We start from the raw sequence: 14,230 nt of genomic DNA on the forward strand, positions 1-14,230 counted from the left end.
TCGTCTCACGCGACTTACGCCGCTCTCGTACGGCTCTTGCCGTGCGCTTACGTCGGGACGGGACCGTATCGTCGCAACGCGAGCGTAAGCCGTTATGACGTCGGAACGCAACCGTTTCGTCGTCGCGCCCTATGCTGGGAGGCATGACGACGAACGCCGGCCCCTCCGCAGCGCAGCCGCCGCCACGGCCGCGTCGCCGGGCCCCCGCCGGGGCGGCCGTGCTCCGCGAGGATGTGACCGAGGCGATCCGGGCGGCGGTCTTCGAGGAGCTGGCGGCGGTCGGCTACGCCCGGATGTCCATCGAGGGGATCGCGCGCCGCGCGGGTGTCGGCAAGACGGCGGTGTACCGGCGCTGGCGTTCCAAGCTGCACCTGGTGCTGGACCTCGTCTCGGCGGTGGCGGTGCAGGGCCTGCCGATGCCGGACACGGGTTCGCTGGAGGGAGACCTCAGGTTGTTGTACGAGGTCACCTCGCGCGCCCTGCGCCACCCGGTCGCGGGCCAGATCATCCCCGACCTCCAGGCCGAGGCCGCCCGCAACCCCGAGATCGCCGAGGCGATGCAGAAGGCGCTCCGCGAGGGCCAGCAGAGTGTGGCCACGGGGATCGTCGCGGCGGCGGTCGCGCGCGGGGAGGTCCGGGAGGGCGTCGACGAGGACCTGGCCCTGGATGTGATCTCCGGGCCGCTGTACTGGCGGTCGGTGGTCGTGCGCGCGCCGAAGCTGCCGAAGGGCTATCTGGCGAGCTTGACCCGGGCCACGGCGGCGGCGCTCAGGGCACTGTAGGTCGGCTCAGATCCCGGGCGAGATCCGCCAGTTGGTGCGCCCGCAGTACCCGGTCCCCGAACCCGGGGAGGGGCACGTGCAGCGGCTCCAGCCACCGCTCGGGGATACCGCCGACGCCGTACACCGCCCCCGCCAGCCCTCCGGTCACCGCCGCCACCGTGTCCGTGTCGCCGCCGAGGTCGACGGCCGCTCGTACGGCGTCCTCGTACGAGTCGGTCGTACGCAGCGCCCAGACGGCGGAGCCGAGACAGGGCCAGACGGCACCGTTGAACTCTGTGGCGTCGTCCGGGTGCCAGTCGGGGGCGAGGACGACGGCGTACCGGGTGCGGTGGTCGGGGCGTACGGCGTCCAGCGTCTCGGGGAGGGCGGCGAGCGGATCGCCTCCGCCCAGCGCGACCCGTACCAACTCGTGGAAGACGGCCGTGCCCTCCCAGGCTGCCGCGTCCCCGTGCGTCAGCGCGGACAGCCGCCGCCCGGCATCCATGCCGGCCTCTCGCCCGTACGGCGCGAAGTACACGGCCGAGGTGGCCGCCCGCATCAACGCGCCGTTGCCCGCGGCCCGCAGGTTCACCTGGAAGTGGAGGGCGGCGGCGAAGTCCCAGGGTTCGCCGTTGGTGAGGACGTCCTCGGTCTGGATGCCGATGTCCTTGGGCCCGGCGGCCGCCCAGCGCTGGAACCGCCGGAAGACATCGGGGAGTTCGAGGCCGCCGTGTTCGACGAGTGACTCCCCGACGAGCACGGCCATCTGCGTGTCGTCCGTGGCCTCGCCCGGATCCCAGGCCGCCGCCTCCGCACATCTCCCCGCGGTGGCCCTTCGGGAAGCGTGCGGAGAACGCGCCCTCGGGGCCGAACTCGAAGGGCGCGCCCAGCGCGTCGCCGACGGCGGAGCCGAGCACTGCGCCGAGGGCGCGCTGCGGGTCAATGGCCGCCAAGGGTGCCTTCTTTGAGGGTGGTGAGGAGGGCGTGGAGGGGGGTGGGGGTGGTGGTGAGAAGGATGGTGGGGTGGTCGCTTTCGCGTATGTGTATGGCGGCGGGGGTGGGGGCGAGTTCGACACAGGTGTCACCCGCATCAGCGCCTGAGAAGGACGACTTCTGCCAGTGGAAGCGAGGATCGGGCACGTCGGTTCCTTTCACAGCTCGTGGGCAATGCGGGCGATGAGGTCTCGGGACTCCGCCACAGGGAGAGCCGCTGCCGTCACCCGCTCGTATCGCCGTCGATACTGCAACAAGCGTGCCTCCGCGTCGAAGAACTCGCTGTCATGGCCCGTATCGATCTGCACGGTGTCCAGTTGGGGGACGGGTCCGTGCAGGTAGAGCATCGAATAGCCCGTTCCGGCGAAGTCGTCTGTATCGAAAGGCAGCACACGAACGGTCACGTTGGCCGCTTCCGATCGTTCGAGGAGCCGCTTCAACTGGGCCCGGGTCGTGTCGCGGCCACCAACGCGGATGCGGAGAGCAGCCTCGTGGACGATGGCCTCGTACGGCGTCCCGGAAGGGTCGTCGAGGACCTGCTGGCGTTGGGTACGGAACGCCACGAAGGTGTCCAGGTCGCCTTGGGGCACGTTCTGTGATGCGTAGTTGAACAGAGCCCGCATGTGCTCCTCGGTCTGCAACAGGCCAGGAACATGCACGACCTGGAAAGTTCGGATGCGAGTGGCGTGATACTCGGACTCTGCGAGAGCGAGCCCTTGGGGAACGACGGTGCCCCGGTACTTGTCCCACCACCCCTTGCCGCGCTCATTCGCCATGCTCACCAACGCGTCGACGTACGCCCTGTCATCGCACGCGCAATGCGCCGCCAGGCGACGAATCCGCTCCTCGCTGATGCCGCTGCGGCCGGCCTCGTAGGCACTCTGCTGTATGGGGTTCGTGCCCAGGAGTGAGGCAGCTGCGCGGGCCGTCACACCCGCCCGTTCGCGGATCTTGCGCAGCTCGGCGCCGAGGCGCTCCTGCCGGGCGGTAGGGGTGCTCCTGGGTGGCATCGGTGCTCTCTCCCTGGTTGTTCGGCTGACGAGTATGCCGTTCACCCGAGCAAGACGGTCACCGAAACGGGGTCAATATCCGGCATCAGGTTGTGCCGTCACCAGGTTACGCCCTACGGTCGGTGACGTGCCCGGCACCCTGAGTGCGCCCAGCCCTCGCGTGCCTCAACTCACCCACGCCCCCAGCAAGTTGGAGTTGATGAGCCATGCCCAAATACCAACTCAACTGCCCCCTCCTCCCCACCACCCCCCACGTCGCCCGGGACTTCGTCACCACCGTTCTCCACGCCCTCGCACTGGACGCCCTCGTGGACGACGCCGTGCTCTGCACCTCCGAACTGGTCACCAACTCCTGCGTGCACACGAAGGAGCGGGGCGTCCGGCTGCTGCTCGACACGGACGGTTACCGCAATGCCGTACGCGTCACGGTCTACGACGAGTCCCGAAATCCCCCGATCCGACTTGAGGGTTACGACGCCGAATCGGGCCGTGGTCTGTGGATCGTGGACACGGTCACGGAGGGCCGCTGGGGGACCGAGCGGCTGGGCGCGGCGGGGAAAGGGGTGTGGTTCGAGCTGGGCGAGGGCAGGGCGGCGGCTGCGCGTCCTCTCGCCGAGCACCCCGTGGGATGCCACTCACACCAGGGACCAACCGGCCGGTCCTGGCAGTTGACGCACCGAGGAGCGTATGGGGGACGACCTGATCAGTCGATGTCCGTTCCGCCGACCTCACGGCTCTCATCCGGCCCCGAGCAGATCCCCTGACCTGCCGGCGACGGCACCACGAACATCATCACTGTCAGAGCAGGTCCGTCAGGTCCGGGCCATGGCCGTCGATCGCCTCCGGGGCCTTGATGCCGTGGCCTTCGGCGCTGCCGAAGTACGTGGTATCGCCGGGCTCGGCGGAGACGCCCAGCAGTGCGTCGAGTGACTGGAGGGCCGCCGCGAGGCGAGGGGCGTTCCGCTGCTCGACGTCCGGATGGGGCAGGCCCCGGAAGTCGAAGGGGCCCCAGATGTCGTGGAACACGGCCAGTTCCGCCCAGATGCCGGGCGCGTCCGGCGCCACCGTCAATTCGACCAGCCGGTGTTCCCGGTGCTTCTCCCCCGCCGCGTCGATCCAGGTGCCGGAGCCCACGACGAGGATGCTCCCGACCGACGCGTCGGGGAAGCCCACGGGGCGGGCCGCCAGAACGTGAGCGGGCAGTTCCGGGTCGGCCAGCGGGCTCCGGAGCGACAATCGTGTGGTGACGCCGATGCCGCCGCTGCCGTACACGAACCAGTCCCATTCGAGGGCGAACGGCGGTACCAGAAGCCCATGTTCCCGCAGGACCTGACTCATACGGGCCACGACGGTCAGCGCGGACTCCAGGCCAGGCGGCTCGACGTCGTCCAGGTTCCAGGTCCAAGACGCGGACTCGCTCGGAGAGCGCAGGAGTGTGGAGGTCACTCAGTACCGTCCTGACGGTTCTTCCAGGGTGTCGAGGGAAGTCGCTTCCCGGGGAAGTGGCCGAGGGCCGGGCCCGGTGGGGACTGCCGTGCGCCTGCGTCAGCCAGGACTCGGTGAGGTCCCTGCCGGACAGATCGACACCATGGAGATCGAGCCCGGCGGGTCCCATCCACCGGCGCCCGGCCTGGGAGCGTGGCCGGGCGTGTTCGTCACTTCCCTCCCCTCACCGTGGCGGGTCAGTCGCCGTGCATGGCGGCTTCGCGCAGGTCGTCGAGGGCGATGATCTGCGGCTCGGCGTTCCCGGATACGTGGCCCGCCACCGGGTCGGCGGGCAGGGCGGCGCAGGCCGCGAGGGCCTGGACCGGGGTCAGGCCGCGCTCGTACGACTCGTGCAGGCGGTCCAGCCACACCAGACCCGCCTTGCGGCCTTCCTCATCGGCCGCCGCGCGCGGTTCGAAGCTGGCGGCGGCGTCGGCGTCCGAGGCCCACAGGTAGCCGAGGACGCCGCCGTGGTCGGCGACGACCGGGACGCACTGGACCTGCTCGGCCCCGGACCGTTTGTAGCCCACGGAGTCGAAGACGGGGCCATGCCGGAAGACCTCGCTACGCCTCGGGATCTCGAAGCGGGACCACACGTCGGACGGGGAGCCGTCCGGCTCGAAGAAGTTGTCGACGCCCGTCTCGGTCGGCCTGCCGAAGAAGGTCGGGTCGTCCGGGTCGGTCTCCTCGCCCAGTGCTTCCGCGAGGTCGCGCAGCGCGGCCTCCAGGCGCGGGGCGTTCGCGCCGTGGACGTCAGCCTGAGGGCGCCCTTCCAGGTCGTACGGCATCCAGGCGTCCGAGAACGTCACGAGGTCCGTGGTGACATAGTCGCGGTACGCGGCCGTGCCCAGAAGAAACAGCCTCTCCTGGCGGCTTTCCCGTCCCTCGCCGTCGAGCAGGACGCCGGTGCAGGTGATCTCGGCCTCCACCGAGCCGATTTCGCCGGGACGAAGCGCGGCACGGGCCTCGTCGGCCAACCGTGTGGCGGCCTCGTCCGGATCATGCCCTTCACCCGGCAGAAGCTCGCCCTCGAACAGGCGGTTCTTCGGGTTTCCCGACTCGGGCACCTTGAGACGCACCTTCGGCGCGCCGAGCGCGAGGCGGTGGGAGGCCAGCACCGCGTACGCGCCCAGCACATCACGCAGGCACAGGACCAGACCGTCGGCAGCCTCGTCGTCACGTCCCCAGGTCCACCGGGCGACGGGTGTAGTGGTGATCACAGCGTTCCCTCCGGCATGAACCTACCGCCCGGCGGGATGAACACGATTCCGTCCGGTGTGCGGATGACGACCTGCACGTTCTTGTCCATGTAGTTCTTTTCCAGCCGCCCGAGGTGCGGCGCGAGGTCCTGCTTCGAGACCACCGTGTCCAGCACGAAAGTCTGCACGTCGGCGCCCGAGTCCGTCAGCTGGCGCATCTCCTTGAAGACCTTGCCGACCACGTTCCTGGGGTTGGTCGACTGGACGTCCTTGAACTGCCAGCCGTGGACGTTGCCGGCCGCGTCCCGGGCCATCACGTCCAGGTCGGTCCGTTCGCCGGTGACGACTCCCGGCTTGATCTCGTGGCCTCCTTGCTTGACCTCGAACGAGATGTCGGTCAGTCCGCTCTCGTGCAGCCGGTTGGCCAGCCGGATCTGCTCCAGGCTCCCGGGCATCTCCGAAGGACGGGACATGTTGGAGACGACGTCCGAGAAGTTCGGGGCGTCCCTGAAGCGCCCGGAGGCGATGACGTCGGCGACCTCGCGCCCCGCCGGGTGCCCGGCCAGGGTGTTCAGGATCGACTCGACGTCGCCCGGCTTGACCTTCGTACCCCGGATCTGCTGACGGACCTGGTCCTCCAGCTGACCGCCGCGCTCGAAGGGCGCCGGGTCGCCGTCGGGCCGCTCCCAGCCGCTGGGTTCGTCCGGACCGCCGCTACCGGCTCCCGGGCCAACCGGCGGATCCTGAGGAGGCCCACCCGGACCGTCAGCGCCACCGCCGGGTCCGTCGGTACCACCGCTGCCGGGTCCGTCGGTGCCGCCACCGCCGGGCGTCTCACTGTGACCGCCGCCCGCAGGGCTCTCCGGGTGACCGCCGCCCGAGGGGGTTTCCGCCTGTCCACCACCCGGTGTCTCACCACGACCACCACCGGTCGGCGTCTCATGGCTCCCGGACGGCAGGCCGTTGTCCCCGACCTGCCCCACAGTCCCCGTCCCGTCGCCCACCCTGGCCCCGGCGCCCACCAGCTCCGGCTGGCGCTGCGAGACATCGGCCCCCCGCTCGGCCGCCGTACCCTCCTGCTTGATGCTGTCGAGCGACTCGCGCACCGTGCCGTCGGCGTTGTGCATGACCAGCGTCTCGGTGTTGAGGTAGACGACCTCGCCCTTGGGGGTCTCCATGCGGACGCTGTTCTCGGGGGTCAGGCCGGCCGGCAGGTCGTCCGTGATGTTGGGCGGGTCGGCGATCTGGTACGTGCCCTCGCCGAGCCTGATCTGCGTGCCGTCGGTGATGCCGCGCAGGCCCGCCATCACGTCGCTGATCCTCACCGCCGTCGCGCCGACGCCCTTGGTGATGTACGTCATCGGGTCGACGATCTTGCCGGCCTTGCCCGCGAAGGAGATGGCCCTGGCGATGGCGCCGGCCTTGCCCGCGCCGGCCACGGCACCGCCCGCCCCGCCCGTGAAGACGGTGGTGAGGACGTTGAAGGTCACGGCCCCGGCCGCCCGCGACGGGTTCTTGCCCCACTCGTCGTAGGCGATGAGCGCCTTGCCGGTCTCCACGACCGCCGTACGGGAGTCGCGGATCCAGGAGGGCAGTTTGTCGTCGGGGGTGAGCCAGAACGCGGCGGCGGTCACCGGGTTGGACATGATGACGATGCCGGTGGCGAGCTTGGCGAGGCCGACCCAGGCCTGGCCGGCCGCGTCCAGGCCGTTGAAGCCCACCAGTGTGCCGAGACCCTTGATCGTGCCCCACACACCGTCGACGACGAAGCCGACCGCGAAGTCCCAGGCGTGCTCGTGGATGTAGTACCACGGGTTGGACTCCTCGACGGGGTCGCCCCAGGGCAGACCACCGGCGTTGTTGAGGTCCTCGCCCCGGTAGCCGTACATGTTCTCTTTGTTCGAGCCGTCGTTGACGACGAGCGCCTCGCCGCCGACCAGCGCGACGATCTTGTTGTAGCAGTCGCGTTCGGCGGCCTGGAAGGCGGCGTACGCGGCGTTGATGTCCGAGCGGCGGTTGTTGTTCTCCTCGACGAGGTCGCCGTCGGCGCGCCACTCGTCGTCACCCGCGATCCTGTTGCGGAAGGCGATCGCGTCCTGGCGGAGCTGGTCGAACCTCTGCTTGAGCGGGCCGACGGCGGCGGCATACGTGTCCAGGGCCGAGGCCACGGTCTCCAGCTCGGTGGCGAACTCGTCGCCCTTGGCCGCCACCGGCGCGGTCGTCGCGAACAGCGCCTCCGCCTCCGGCGCCTTGTAGTACGCGGAGAGGCCGCCGAAGCGGGTGTGGATCGCCGAGCCCGAGTCCTTCAGGGAGGTGCCGGCCGAACGGACGCCCGCGATGTGCTGGTCCAGCAGCTCCAGATCGCCCGTGAACTCGGGGACCTCCTCCGGGATGACGGGGATGTCGTCGCTCACTTCGGCCCCTGCCCGCCGTTGCCGTCGACACCCGGCGGCGGTGGCACGACCGTCGCCTTCAGGGCGCCCGCCTGGTGCTCGGCGGCCATGTCCAGGTCGCCTGTGACATAGGCGTTGGTGGCCTTGGCCGCGCCCTGCACCGAGTCGATGGTCCGCTGCGCCATGAACGCCAGCTTCTGCTGCCGCTCCTGGAGGTACTGGCTCAGCGCCGCCGCGACCGGGCCGACCGGCACCCGGGGAGTGCCCGCGGCCACCGGCCCGATCATGGGCCCGTTGAACTGCCCGCCCGGCACGGCCGTACCGGCCGACTCGGCCGCGCTCGCCATGTTCGTCACCAGAGAGTTGGCGGCCTTCTCCAGGCCGCCCGCCGCCTCACCGGTCGAGTTCAGCGTGGTCTGCACGTTGATCGGATCGATGTCCCATGCCGGCATCGTCGCTACCCCCGTAACGCCCCTGTCGGATACGTCGTACGTCGCTTGCTCGTCGTACTTCTCGTACGCGTCGTTCGCTTCCCTCAGTACACACGCGCAAACGGCACGAACAGTTCCCGCATCAGGTCGATCCAGCCACACATCTCACTGCGCGGCGTGGTTCAGCGTCCAGCCCGCCCATGCCGACGCGATCATGTCCTCGACGCCGTGCCGCGCCTTCCAGCCCAGCTCGGAGGCGATCCGGTCCGCCGAGGCGACGACACGGGCGGGGTCGCCCGGGCGCCGGTCGACGACCGTCGGAGGCAGGTCGTGACCGGTGAGCGTGTTGATCCGGTCGATCATCTCGCGCACCGAGACGCCTTCCCCGCGACCGATGTTGAGGGTCAGGTCCGTGCCCGGCGCCTCGCGCAGCCGCCGCGCGGCCGCCACATGGGCCTCCGCGAGGTCGACGACGTGGATGTAGTCGCGGACGCACGTCCCGTCGGGGGTCGGGTAGTCGGCGCCGAAAACGCGTGGCGGGGCGCCCTCGGAGAGCTTCTCGAAGACCATGGGGACGAGGTTGAAGACGCCGGTGTCGGCCAGCTCGGGGGTCGCCGCCCCGGCCACGTTGAAGTAGCGGAGCGAGGCCGTCGACAGGCCGGTCGCCCGGCCCGTGGCCCGCACCAGCCACTCGCCGACCAGCTTGGTCTCGCCGTACGGGCTCATCGGCAGACACGGCGTGTCCTCGGTGACGAGGTCCACGTCGGGCATGCCGTACACGGCGGCGGAGGACGAGAAGACGAAGGAGGCGACCCCGGCGTCGGTGACGGCCGACAGCAGGGTGCGCAGGCCCTCGACGTTCTCCCGGTAGTAGTGCAGCGGTAGTTCGACGGACTCGCCGACCTGCTTCTTCGCCGCGAGATGGACGACTCCGGTGATGCCTCGGTCCCGGATCACCCGCGTCAGCAGCTCCCCGTCGAGGGTGGAGCCGATCTCCAACGGCACCCCGTCGGGGACCCGTTCGGCGATCCCCGTGGACAGGTCGTCGTAGACGACGGCCTGTTCGCCCGCGTCGAGCATCGCGCGCACCACATGCGCCCCGATGTATCCGGCGCCACCGGTGATCAGCCAGGTCATGTACGACCGTCCCCTCGTAGTCATGGTGTTGATGCGGGTGCCGGCGGATGCCGACAGACGCCGGCGGGTGCCGGCAGATGGGTCATCGCAGGTAGGTCATCAGTGAAGCAGGCGTTTGAGGCGACGGCGTACCACTTCGGTCAATCCTCGCCAACCGGGCGCGATCCGCACCGCGAGCGCCCCCGCGTGCGTCGCGTACGGCTGCACCAGGAGCACACCGTGGCGCGTGCTCGGCAGTGCGCTCCGGCGCAATAGCCCGGCGCCCGCGACGGCGTGCGCGGTGGTCTCCCGGTGGGTGCCGTCCTGGAACCGCAGCCGCAGCCGGAGGTCCCAGGTGCCGCTGCCCAACGCCGCCAGGTCCAGCGGGACGTCGGCCGTCCAGCTGTCGAAGTCCGGCTGGGCCGCGAGGGCCGCCGTGCCGCTGAACCCGACCCGCCCGGTCTCCCGTTCGGTGAACTCCACCCGCACGGTCTCCGGCCCCGCGTCCGCCATCCGCTCGTACAGCTCGTGCAGGCGCAGCCGGAGCGCCGTCCCACGCGCGCGTGGCCGCAGTTCCGCGTCGACGGCGGCGGGCAGCAGATGCACGGGCCGGACGAGGAGGTGGTCCAGCTCCACCTGGGGGAGATCGGCGGACCAGACGGGGGAGCCGTCGGCCGCGCGCGCGTAGGGCGGGTTCAGCCGGGCCGGGCGGGCCGCGAGCTCCTTGAGGCGGGCCAGGTCGCGCGGCTCCTCGGAAGCGAGGATCACCCGGGCGACGACCCGGCCGGGCGCGGGCGCCGGCGTGAAGTCGCCCTCGTCGAAGGAAGACAGGTACGCGCGCGTCAGGGCCCACCACTCGCGCCGGTACTCCGCGCCGCGCAGGTCCAGCTCGCGCGCGTACATCCGCAGCGAGTGGTCGAGGAACCGCGTCCGTGTCGCCCGCGCGAGCTGCTTCTCGCCGGCGCCCAGCAGGATGTCGTACGACAGCTTGTCGGCCTCGAGGCGGGCCCGCCAGTTGGCGATGTCCGAGCGGTCCAGGGAGATGGACAGCCGGGCCGCCGACCGGCGTACGTGCCAGACGTACACCGGGTCCGGTACGAGCGCGACGCGCGGCACGGCGGCCAGCACGCGCGCGACGAACACGAAGTCCTCGTACGGGTAGCGGCCCTCGGGGAAGCGGATGGCGCGTTCGCGCAGGAAGGCGGTGCGGTAGAGCTTGTTGACGCAGAGGGTGTCGTGCACCAGGCGTACGCGCTGGGCGGGATGTGCCACCAGCGTGCGCCGGGCGTACAGCTCGGGCTGCCAGGGGGTCTCCCGGCCGGACGGCAGCTCCTTGCGCACACACAGCCCCGACACGACCGGCGCGTCGTGCTCCAGGGCCGCGCCCAGCAGCGCCTCCACGGCACCCGGCGGCAGCACGTCGTCGCTGTCCAGGAACATCACGTACGGCGAGGCGGCGGCGTCGAGCCCGGTGTTGCGCGGGGTGCCGCAGCCGCCGCTGTTGGCCGGGCGCCGGATCACCCTCAGGCGGGGCTCGTCCTCGGCCAGCCGCTCCAGCAGTTCCCCGCTGCCGTCCGTAGAACAGTCGTCGACCGCGATCACCTCACGGACGGCCGGCCCTTGTGCCAGCGCCGAACGCACGGCGTCCGCCACATGGGCGGCGTCGTCGTACCCGATGACGACGACGGAGACCTGCGCCTGCTGAAGAGCCATGCTTGCCCCGCACCTGTGAGAGGTATGTGTGCAATCTTCCCTTAAGGGGCGCTTCGCGGCCCCGTGGGGAAGATGGCACCCGTGAGGTCGGGGTTCCGTTCAAGGTTGTTGGATTCCGTCCGATCGCCCGGACGGGGCGCGGCGTCAGACCTGTGACTGACCCGTCGGGTCCTCCAGCGCCGCCTCGTCCAGTGCGGCCGTCAGGCGGTTCAGGCGGTCGCGCAGATCGCGGATCTCGTCGATGTCGAAGCTCGTCGCGGAGACGATCCGGCGCGGCACGGCCAGCGCGCGCTCCCGCAGGGCGGTGCCCTCCTCGGTCGGCCGCACCACCACCGACCGCTCGTCGCGGGCGCTGCGCTCACGCCGTACGAGACCGGCCGCCTCCAGGCGCTTCAGCAGCGGCGAGAGGGTTCCGGAGTCGAGCCGCAGATGCTCGCCCAGCCTCTTCACGGGCAGCTCGCCCTGCTCCCACAGCACCAGCATCACCAGGTACTGGGGATAGGTGATCCCGAGGTCCTTCAGAACCACGCGGTAGACGCTGTTGAAGGCGCGCGAGGCGGCGTGCAGGGAGAAGCAGATCTGCCGGTCGAGACGGAGGAGGTCCTCCTCGGAGACCTGCCCGGGGATCTCCCGGGAGATCCCCTCGGGCAAGGGGGCGGCGTTCGTGGTCATGGCTCCAGAGTAACTCGTGTCCGCCATTTAGTTGTGGTCAATTGAATTGTGTGCTCTACTTGAGTCCATGAACGGCGGTCGGACCGGACCGCCGGACGTGACATGACCCTTTGAAAGGGATGGTTCTCCCATGGACGCGCTCTACACCGCTGTCGCCACCGCCACCCACGGCCGCGACGGTCGCGCCGTCACCAACGACGGCAAGCTCGACCTCGACCTGGCCCTCCCGGTGGAGCTCGGCGGCAACGGCCAGGGCACCAACCCGGAGCAGCTGTTCGCCGCCGGCTACGCCGCCTGTTTCGCCAGCGCCCTCGGCCTCGTCGGCCGCGCCGCCAAGGTCGACGTCAGCGAGGCCGCCGTGACCGCCGAGGTCGGTATCGGCAAGGAGGGCGAGGGCTTCGCCCTCAAGGCCACCCTCCGCGTGGAGCTCCCCGACACCGTCGACGAGGCCACCGGCCGCAAGCTCGTCGAGCAGGCCCACCAGGTCTGCCCCTACTCCAACGCAACCCGCAACAACATGCCGGTCGAGCTGGTCGTCGAGTAGCCAAGCGATCCGGGAAGGGCTCACACCTTTAGGGGCGCGGGGCTGTATCAATGTGCGGCTCCGCCGCGTGGGCGCGACCAGCCCCCACCGGCCGCAAGCTCGCGGATCGCTCCGAAACCACCCCCTACGGAGCGATCCGCGCCAGCACCTCCCCGGTCTCAGCACTCCACCCCACGACCACCGCCTCCCCCGGCACCCGCTGCCAACGAGCCAACAACACCCACCTCACCCCGTACCGCCGCGCGACCACCGCGCGCTTCGCACGCGAGGACGCGGGATCCAGATACGCCCGGACATCCGCGTACCGCCGAGCCCGCTCCCGCTCGTCCAGCGCCGGATCGGGCCAGGTGGGCACCGCCAGGTTCACCCCGTAGCCGGCGACCGCACGCTCCGCGAAATACCCGTCCGTGATCAGCACGTCCCCCGCCCGCACATGCCGCGCCACCCACGCGTACGAAGGCCACCGCGGCGGTGGATCGAACCCCACGGGGTCGAGCCGGGACGGCACCACCGCCCCGGCCTGCACGGTGAGGAACCCCACGCACGCCCCCGCGACCGCCGCCCCGCCCAGCACGTGCCGGGCCCACCCCCACGGCCGGGGCGCCGCCAGCTCCACCGCCAGGGCGAACTGCGCGGGCACGGCCGCGAGCCCGAGGACGCGGCCGTACGTGTAGTGCCCGCTGACCCAGCCGTACGCCACCACCAGGCATTCCGCCGCGAACATCAGCACCAGCGGATCCCTCGGGGACCTGCGCCCCCGTGCCCACAGCGCCGGCAGCCCGAACAGCGCCAGCCAGAGATGTCCGGCCACGTTCTCGTACAGCGGCTTGTGCATGCCGTCCACACCCGTGTTCCCGGCCAGCGACAGGATGTCGTAGTACGGCCACGACACCGCGACCGCCAGGGCGATCGCTCCCGTCAGCGCCCAACGCCCCACCAACGGGCCCCGCCATCCACGCTGCCAGGCCGCCACGATCGCCACGGCCCCGGCCATCGACGCCACGGCCGTGATCGGATGCACCAGCAGGATCAGCCCGTACAGCGTGCCGAGTCCGGTGTACGCCCAGAGGCTGCCGAGGCCGCTAGGGCCCTTCTGATGGATCTCCGCGGCGTCGCGACGCCCGGCACGCACTCTCGCCGCACCGGACAAAAGCCCTAGTGGCTCCGCTACGAGGGCTTTCGCCCGGCACGCCGAGAGCACGCACCGAACGCCGCTCCTTCTCCCACGGAGATCCATCAGAAGGGCCCTAGGCCCGACGTACCGCACGCCCCGCGAAAACCCGCCGCCACGCGCGCGTGCCGCCGTCCACGCCCACGCCCAGAACGTCAGTCCGGTGGCGCACGCCGACGGATAGCCGAGGTTCGTCGTCATCGACATCAGCCCGAGGTAGCCGCTCCACAGGATCCGCTCGGTGCCCCACAGCAATGTCATGAACAGCAACGCGAGGACCGGCGCCCACGGCCGGGGTGTCAGCACGCGCACCAGACGGCCGATCCCGGTGAGCAGCACCAGCAGGTTCACCGGCCCGGCGAGCTTCACCAGCGACCACCCGCTCAGGCCGGTCAGCCGGGCGAGGACGCCCTGGGTGACGGCATACGGGGAGTAGTACGGGCTGCCGGCGCCCGGGAGGTCGGCGGTCGGGTGGGCCGGATGCAGCAGGTCCCAGCGGAGGCGTTCGACGACCGCCGCGTGCTGACCGGCGTCGCAGCACAGCGGCACCCGCCAGTACGCCAGCGTCATCACCAGCCAGAACAGCCCGCCGACGACGACATAGGGAGTCGGCCGCCGGGTCAGCCAGGTACGGCCGCCGCGCAGGGCGGTGGCGCCGAGGGCGACACGGCGACGCCGGGCGCCGGCTCGCAGGGGATCGCGGCCGGAATCGTGACCGGTATGGGCTGTTCGAGGCATTCGC

The 14,230-nt window shown here is 70.8% G+C and carries 13 protein-coding genes and 1 pseudogene; 3 read left to right on the forward strand and 11 right to left on the reverse strand.

Annotation, left to right across the window (positions count from 1 at the left end; all coding sequences use genetic code 11):
• The first annotated feature begins 143 nt into the window (after positions 1 to 143).
• A complete protein-coding gene (locus JIX56_RS28500; RefSeq protein WP_257544769.1) occupies positions 144 to 782 on the forward strand; it encodes a TetR/AcrR family transcriptional regulator in 639 nt (212 codons plus the stop codon).
• On the opposite strand, the pseudogene JIX56_RS28505 reads toward JIX56_RS28500, so the two are convergent.
• From JIX56_RS28505 to JIX56_RS28515, 3 genes and pseudogenes are all read right to left on the reverse strand, one after another.
• Positions 769 to 1,714: pseudogene (locus JIX56_RS28505) on the reverse strand (ADP-ribosylglycohydrolase family protein). The gene JIX56_RS28500 and the pseudogene JIX56_RS28505 overlap by 14 nt on opposite strands.
• Positions 1,701 to 1,901 carry a DUF397 domain-containing protein gene (locus JIX56_RS28510; RefSeq protein ID WP_257544771.1) on the reverse strand — a complete coding sequence of 67 codons (201 nt, stop codon included), beginning with the start codon at positions 1,899 to 1,901 and terminating at the stop codon, positions 1,701 to 1,703. Before JIX56_RS28510 ends, JIX56_RS28505 begins: the two are co-directional and overlap by 14 nt.
• Before the next feature lie 11 nt (positions 1,902 to 1,912).
• Positions 1,913 to 2,764 carry a helix-turn-helix domain-containing protein gene (locus JIX56_RS28515; RefSeq protein ID WP_257544773.1) on the reverse strand — a complete coding sequence of 284 codons (852 nt, stop codon included), beginning with the start codon at positions 2,762 to 2,764 and terminating at the stop codon, positions 1,913 to 1,915.
• A 206-nt stretch (positions 2,765 to 2,970) separates the two neighbouring features.
• Here JIX56_RS28515 and JIX56_RS28520 point away from each other — a divergent pair, with 206 nt between their 5' ends.
• Positions 2,971 to 3,528 carry an ATP-binding protein gene (locus JIX56_RS28520; protein WP_257544775.1) on the forward strand — a complete coding sequence of 186 codons (558 nt, stop codon included), beginning with the start codon at positions 2,971 to 2,973 and terminating at the stop codon, positions 3,526 to 3,528.
• Between the two features lie 34 nt (positions 3,529 to 3,562).
• Here the strand turns inward: JIX56_RS28520 and JIX56_RS28525 are convergent, their stop codons facing one another.
• The 7 genes from JIX56_RS28525 to JIX56_RS28555 all read right to left on the reverse strand — a co-directional run bounded on the left by JIX56_RS28525 (position 3,563) and on the right by JIX56_RS28555 (position 11,773).
• Entirely contained in the window at positions 3,563 to 4,195 is a 633-nt protein-coding gene (locus JIX56_RS28525) for a hypothetical protein (RefSeq protein ID WP_257551174.1), read from the reverse strand.
• 251 nt (positions 4,196 to 4,446) lie between these two features.
• Entirely contained in the window at positions 4,447 to 5,469 is a 1,023-nt protein-coding gene (locus JIX56_RS28530) for a hypothetical protein (protein ID WP_257544777.1), read from the reverse strand.
• On the reverse strand, positions 5,466 to 7,862 hold the full coding sequence (locus JIX56_RS28535; protein ID WP_257544779.1) for a CvpA family protein: 2,397 nt from the start codon (positions 7,860 to 7,862) through the stop codon (positions 5,466 to 5,468). The genes JIX56_RS28530 and JIX56_RS28535 overlap by 4 nt, the downstream gene beginning before the upstream one ends.
• Positions 7,859 to 8,293, reverse strand: coding sequence for a DUF6507 family protein (locus JIX56_RS28540; RefSeq protein WP_257544781.1), 435 nt, complete (start codon positions 8,291 to 8,293; stop codon positions 7,859 to 7,861). Before JIX56_RS28540 ends, JIX56_RS28535 begins: the two co-directional genes overlap by 4 nt.
• Positions 8,294 to 8,437: 144 nt before the next feature.
• Positions 8,438 to 9,409, reverse strand: coding sequence for a UDP-glucose 4-epimerase GalE (gene galE / locus JIX56_RS28545; protein WP_257551175.1), 972 nt, complete (start codon positions 9,407 to 9,409; stop codon positions 8,438 to 8,440).
• A gap of 99 nt (positions 9,410 to 9,508) precedes the next feature.
• The gene (locus JIX56_RS28550) at positions 9,509 to 11,101 is read right to left on the reverse strand and encodes a glycosyltransferase family 2 protein (protein WP_257544783.1); all 1,593 of its coding nucleotides are present in this window, start codon (positions 11,099 to 11,101) and stop codon (positions 9,509 to 9,511) included.
• 144 nt (positions 11,102 to 11,245) lie between these two features.
• Complete coding sequence (locus tag JIX56_RS28555; RefSeq protein WP_257544785.1) at positions 11,246 to 11,773, reverse strand: MarR family winged helix-turn-helix transcriptional regulator; 528 nt, start codon at positions 11,771 to 11,773, stop codon at positions 11,246 to 11,248.
• 130 nt (positions 11,774 to 11,903) lie between these two features.
• Here JIX56_RS28555 and JIX56_RS28560 point away from each other — a divergent pair, with 130 nt between their 5' ends.
• A complete protein-coding gene (locus tag JIX56_RS28560) occupies positions 11,904 to 12,317 on the forward strand; it encodes an organic hydroperoxide resistance protein (RefSeq protein WP_257544787.1) in 414 nt (137 codons plus the stop codon).
• Between the two features lie 124 nt (positions 12,318 to 12,441).
• On the opposite strand, the gene JIX56_RS28565 is transcribed toward JIX56_RS28560, so the two are convergent.
• Positions 12,442 to 14,226, reverse strand: coding sequence for a hypothetical protein (locus JIX56_RS28565; protein ID WP_257544789.1), 1,785 nt, complete (start codon positions 14,224 to 14,226; stop codon positions 12,442 to 12,444).
• Positions 14,227 to 14,230: the final 4 nt, after the last annotated feature.

The sequence above is a fragment of the Streptomyces sp. CA-210063 genome (genome assembly GCF_024612015.1).
Taxonomy (GTDB): Bacteria; Actinomycetota; Actinomycetes; order Streptomycetales; family Streptomycetaceae; genus Streptomyces.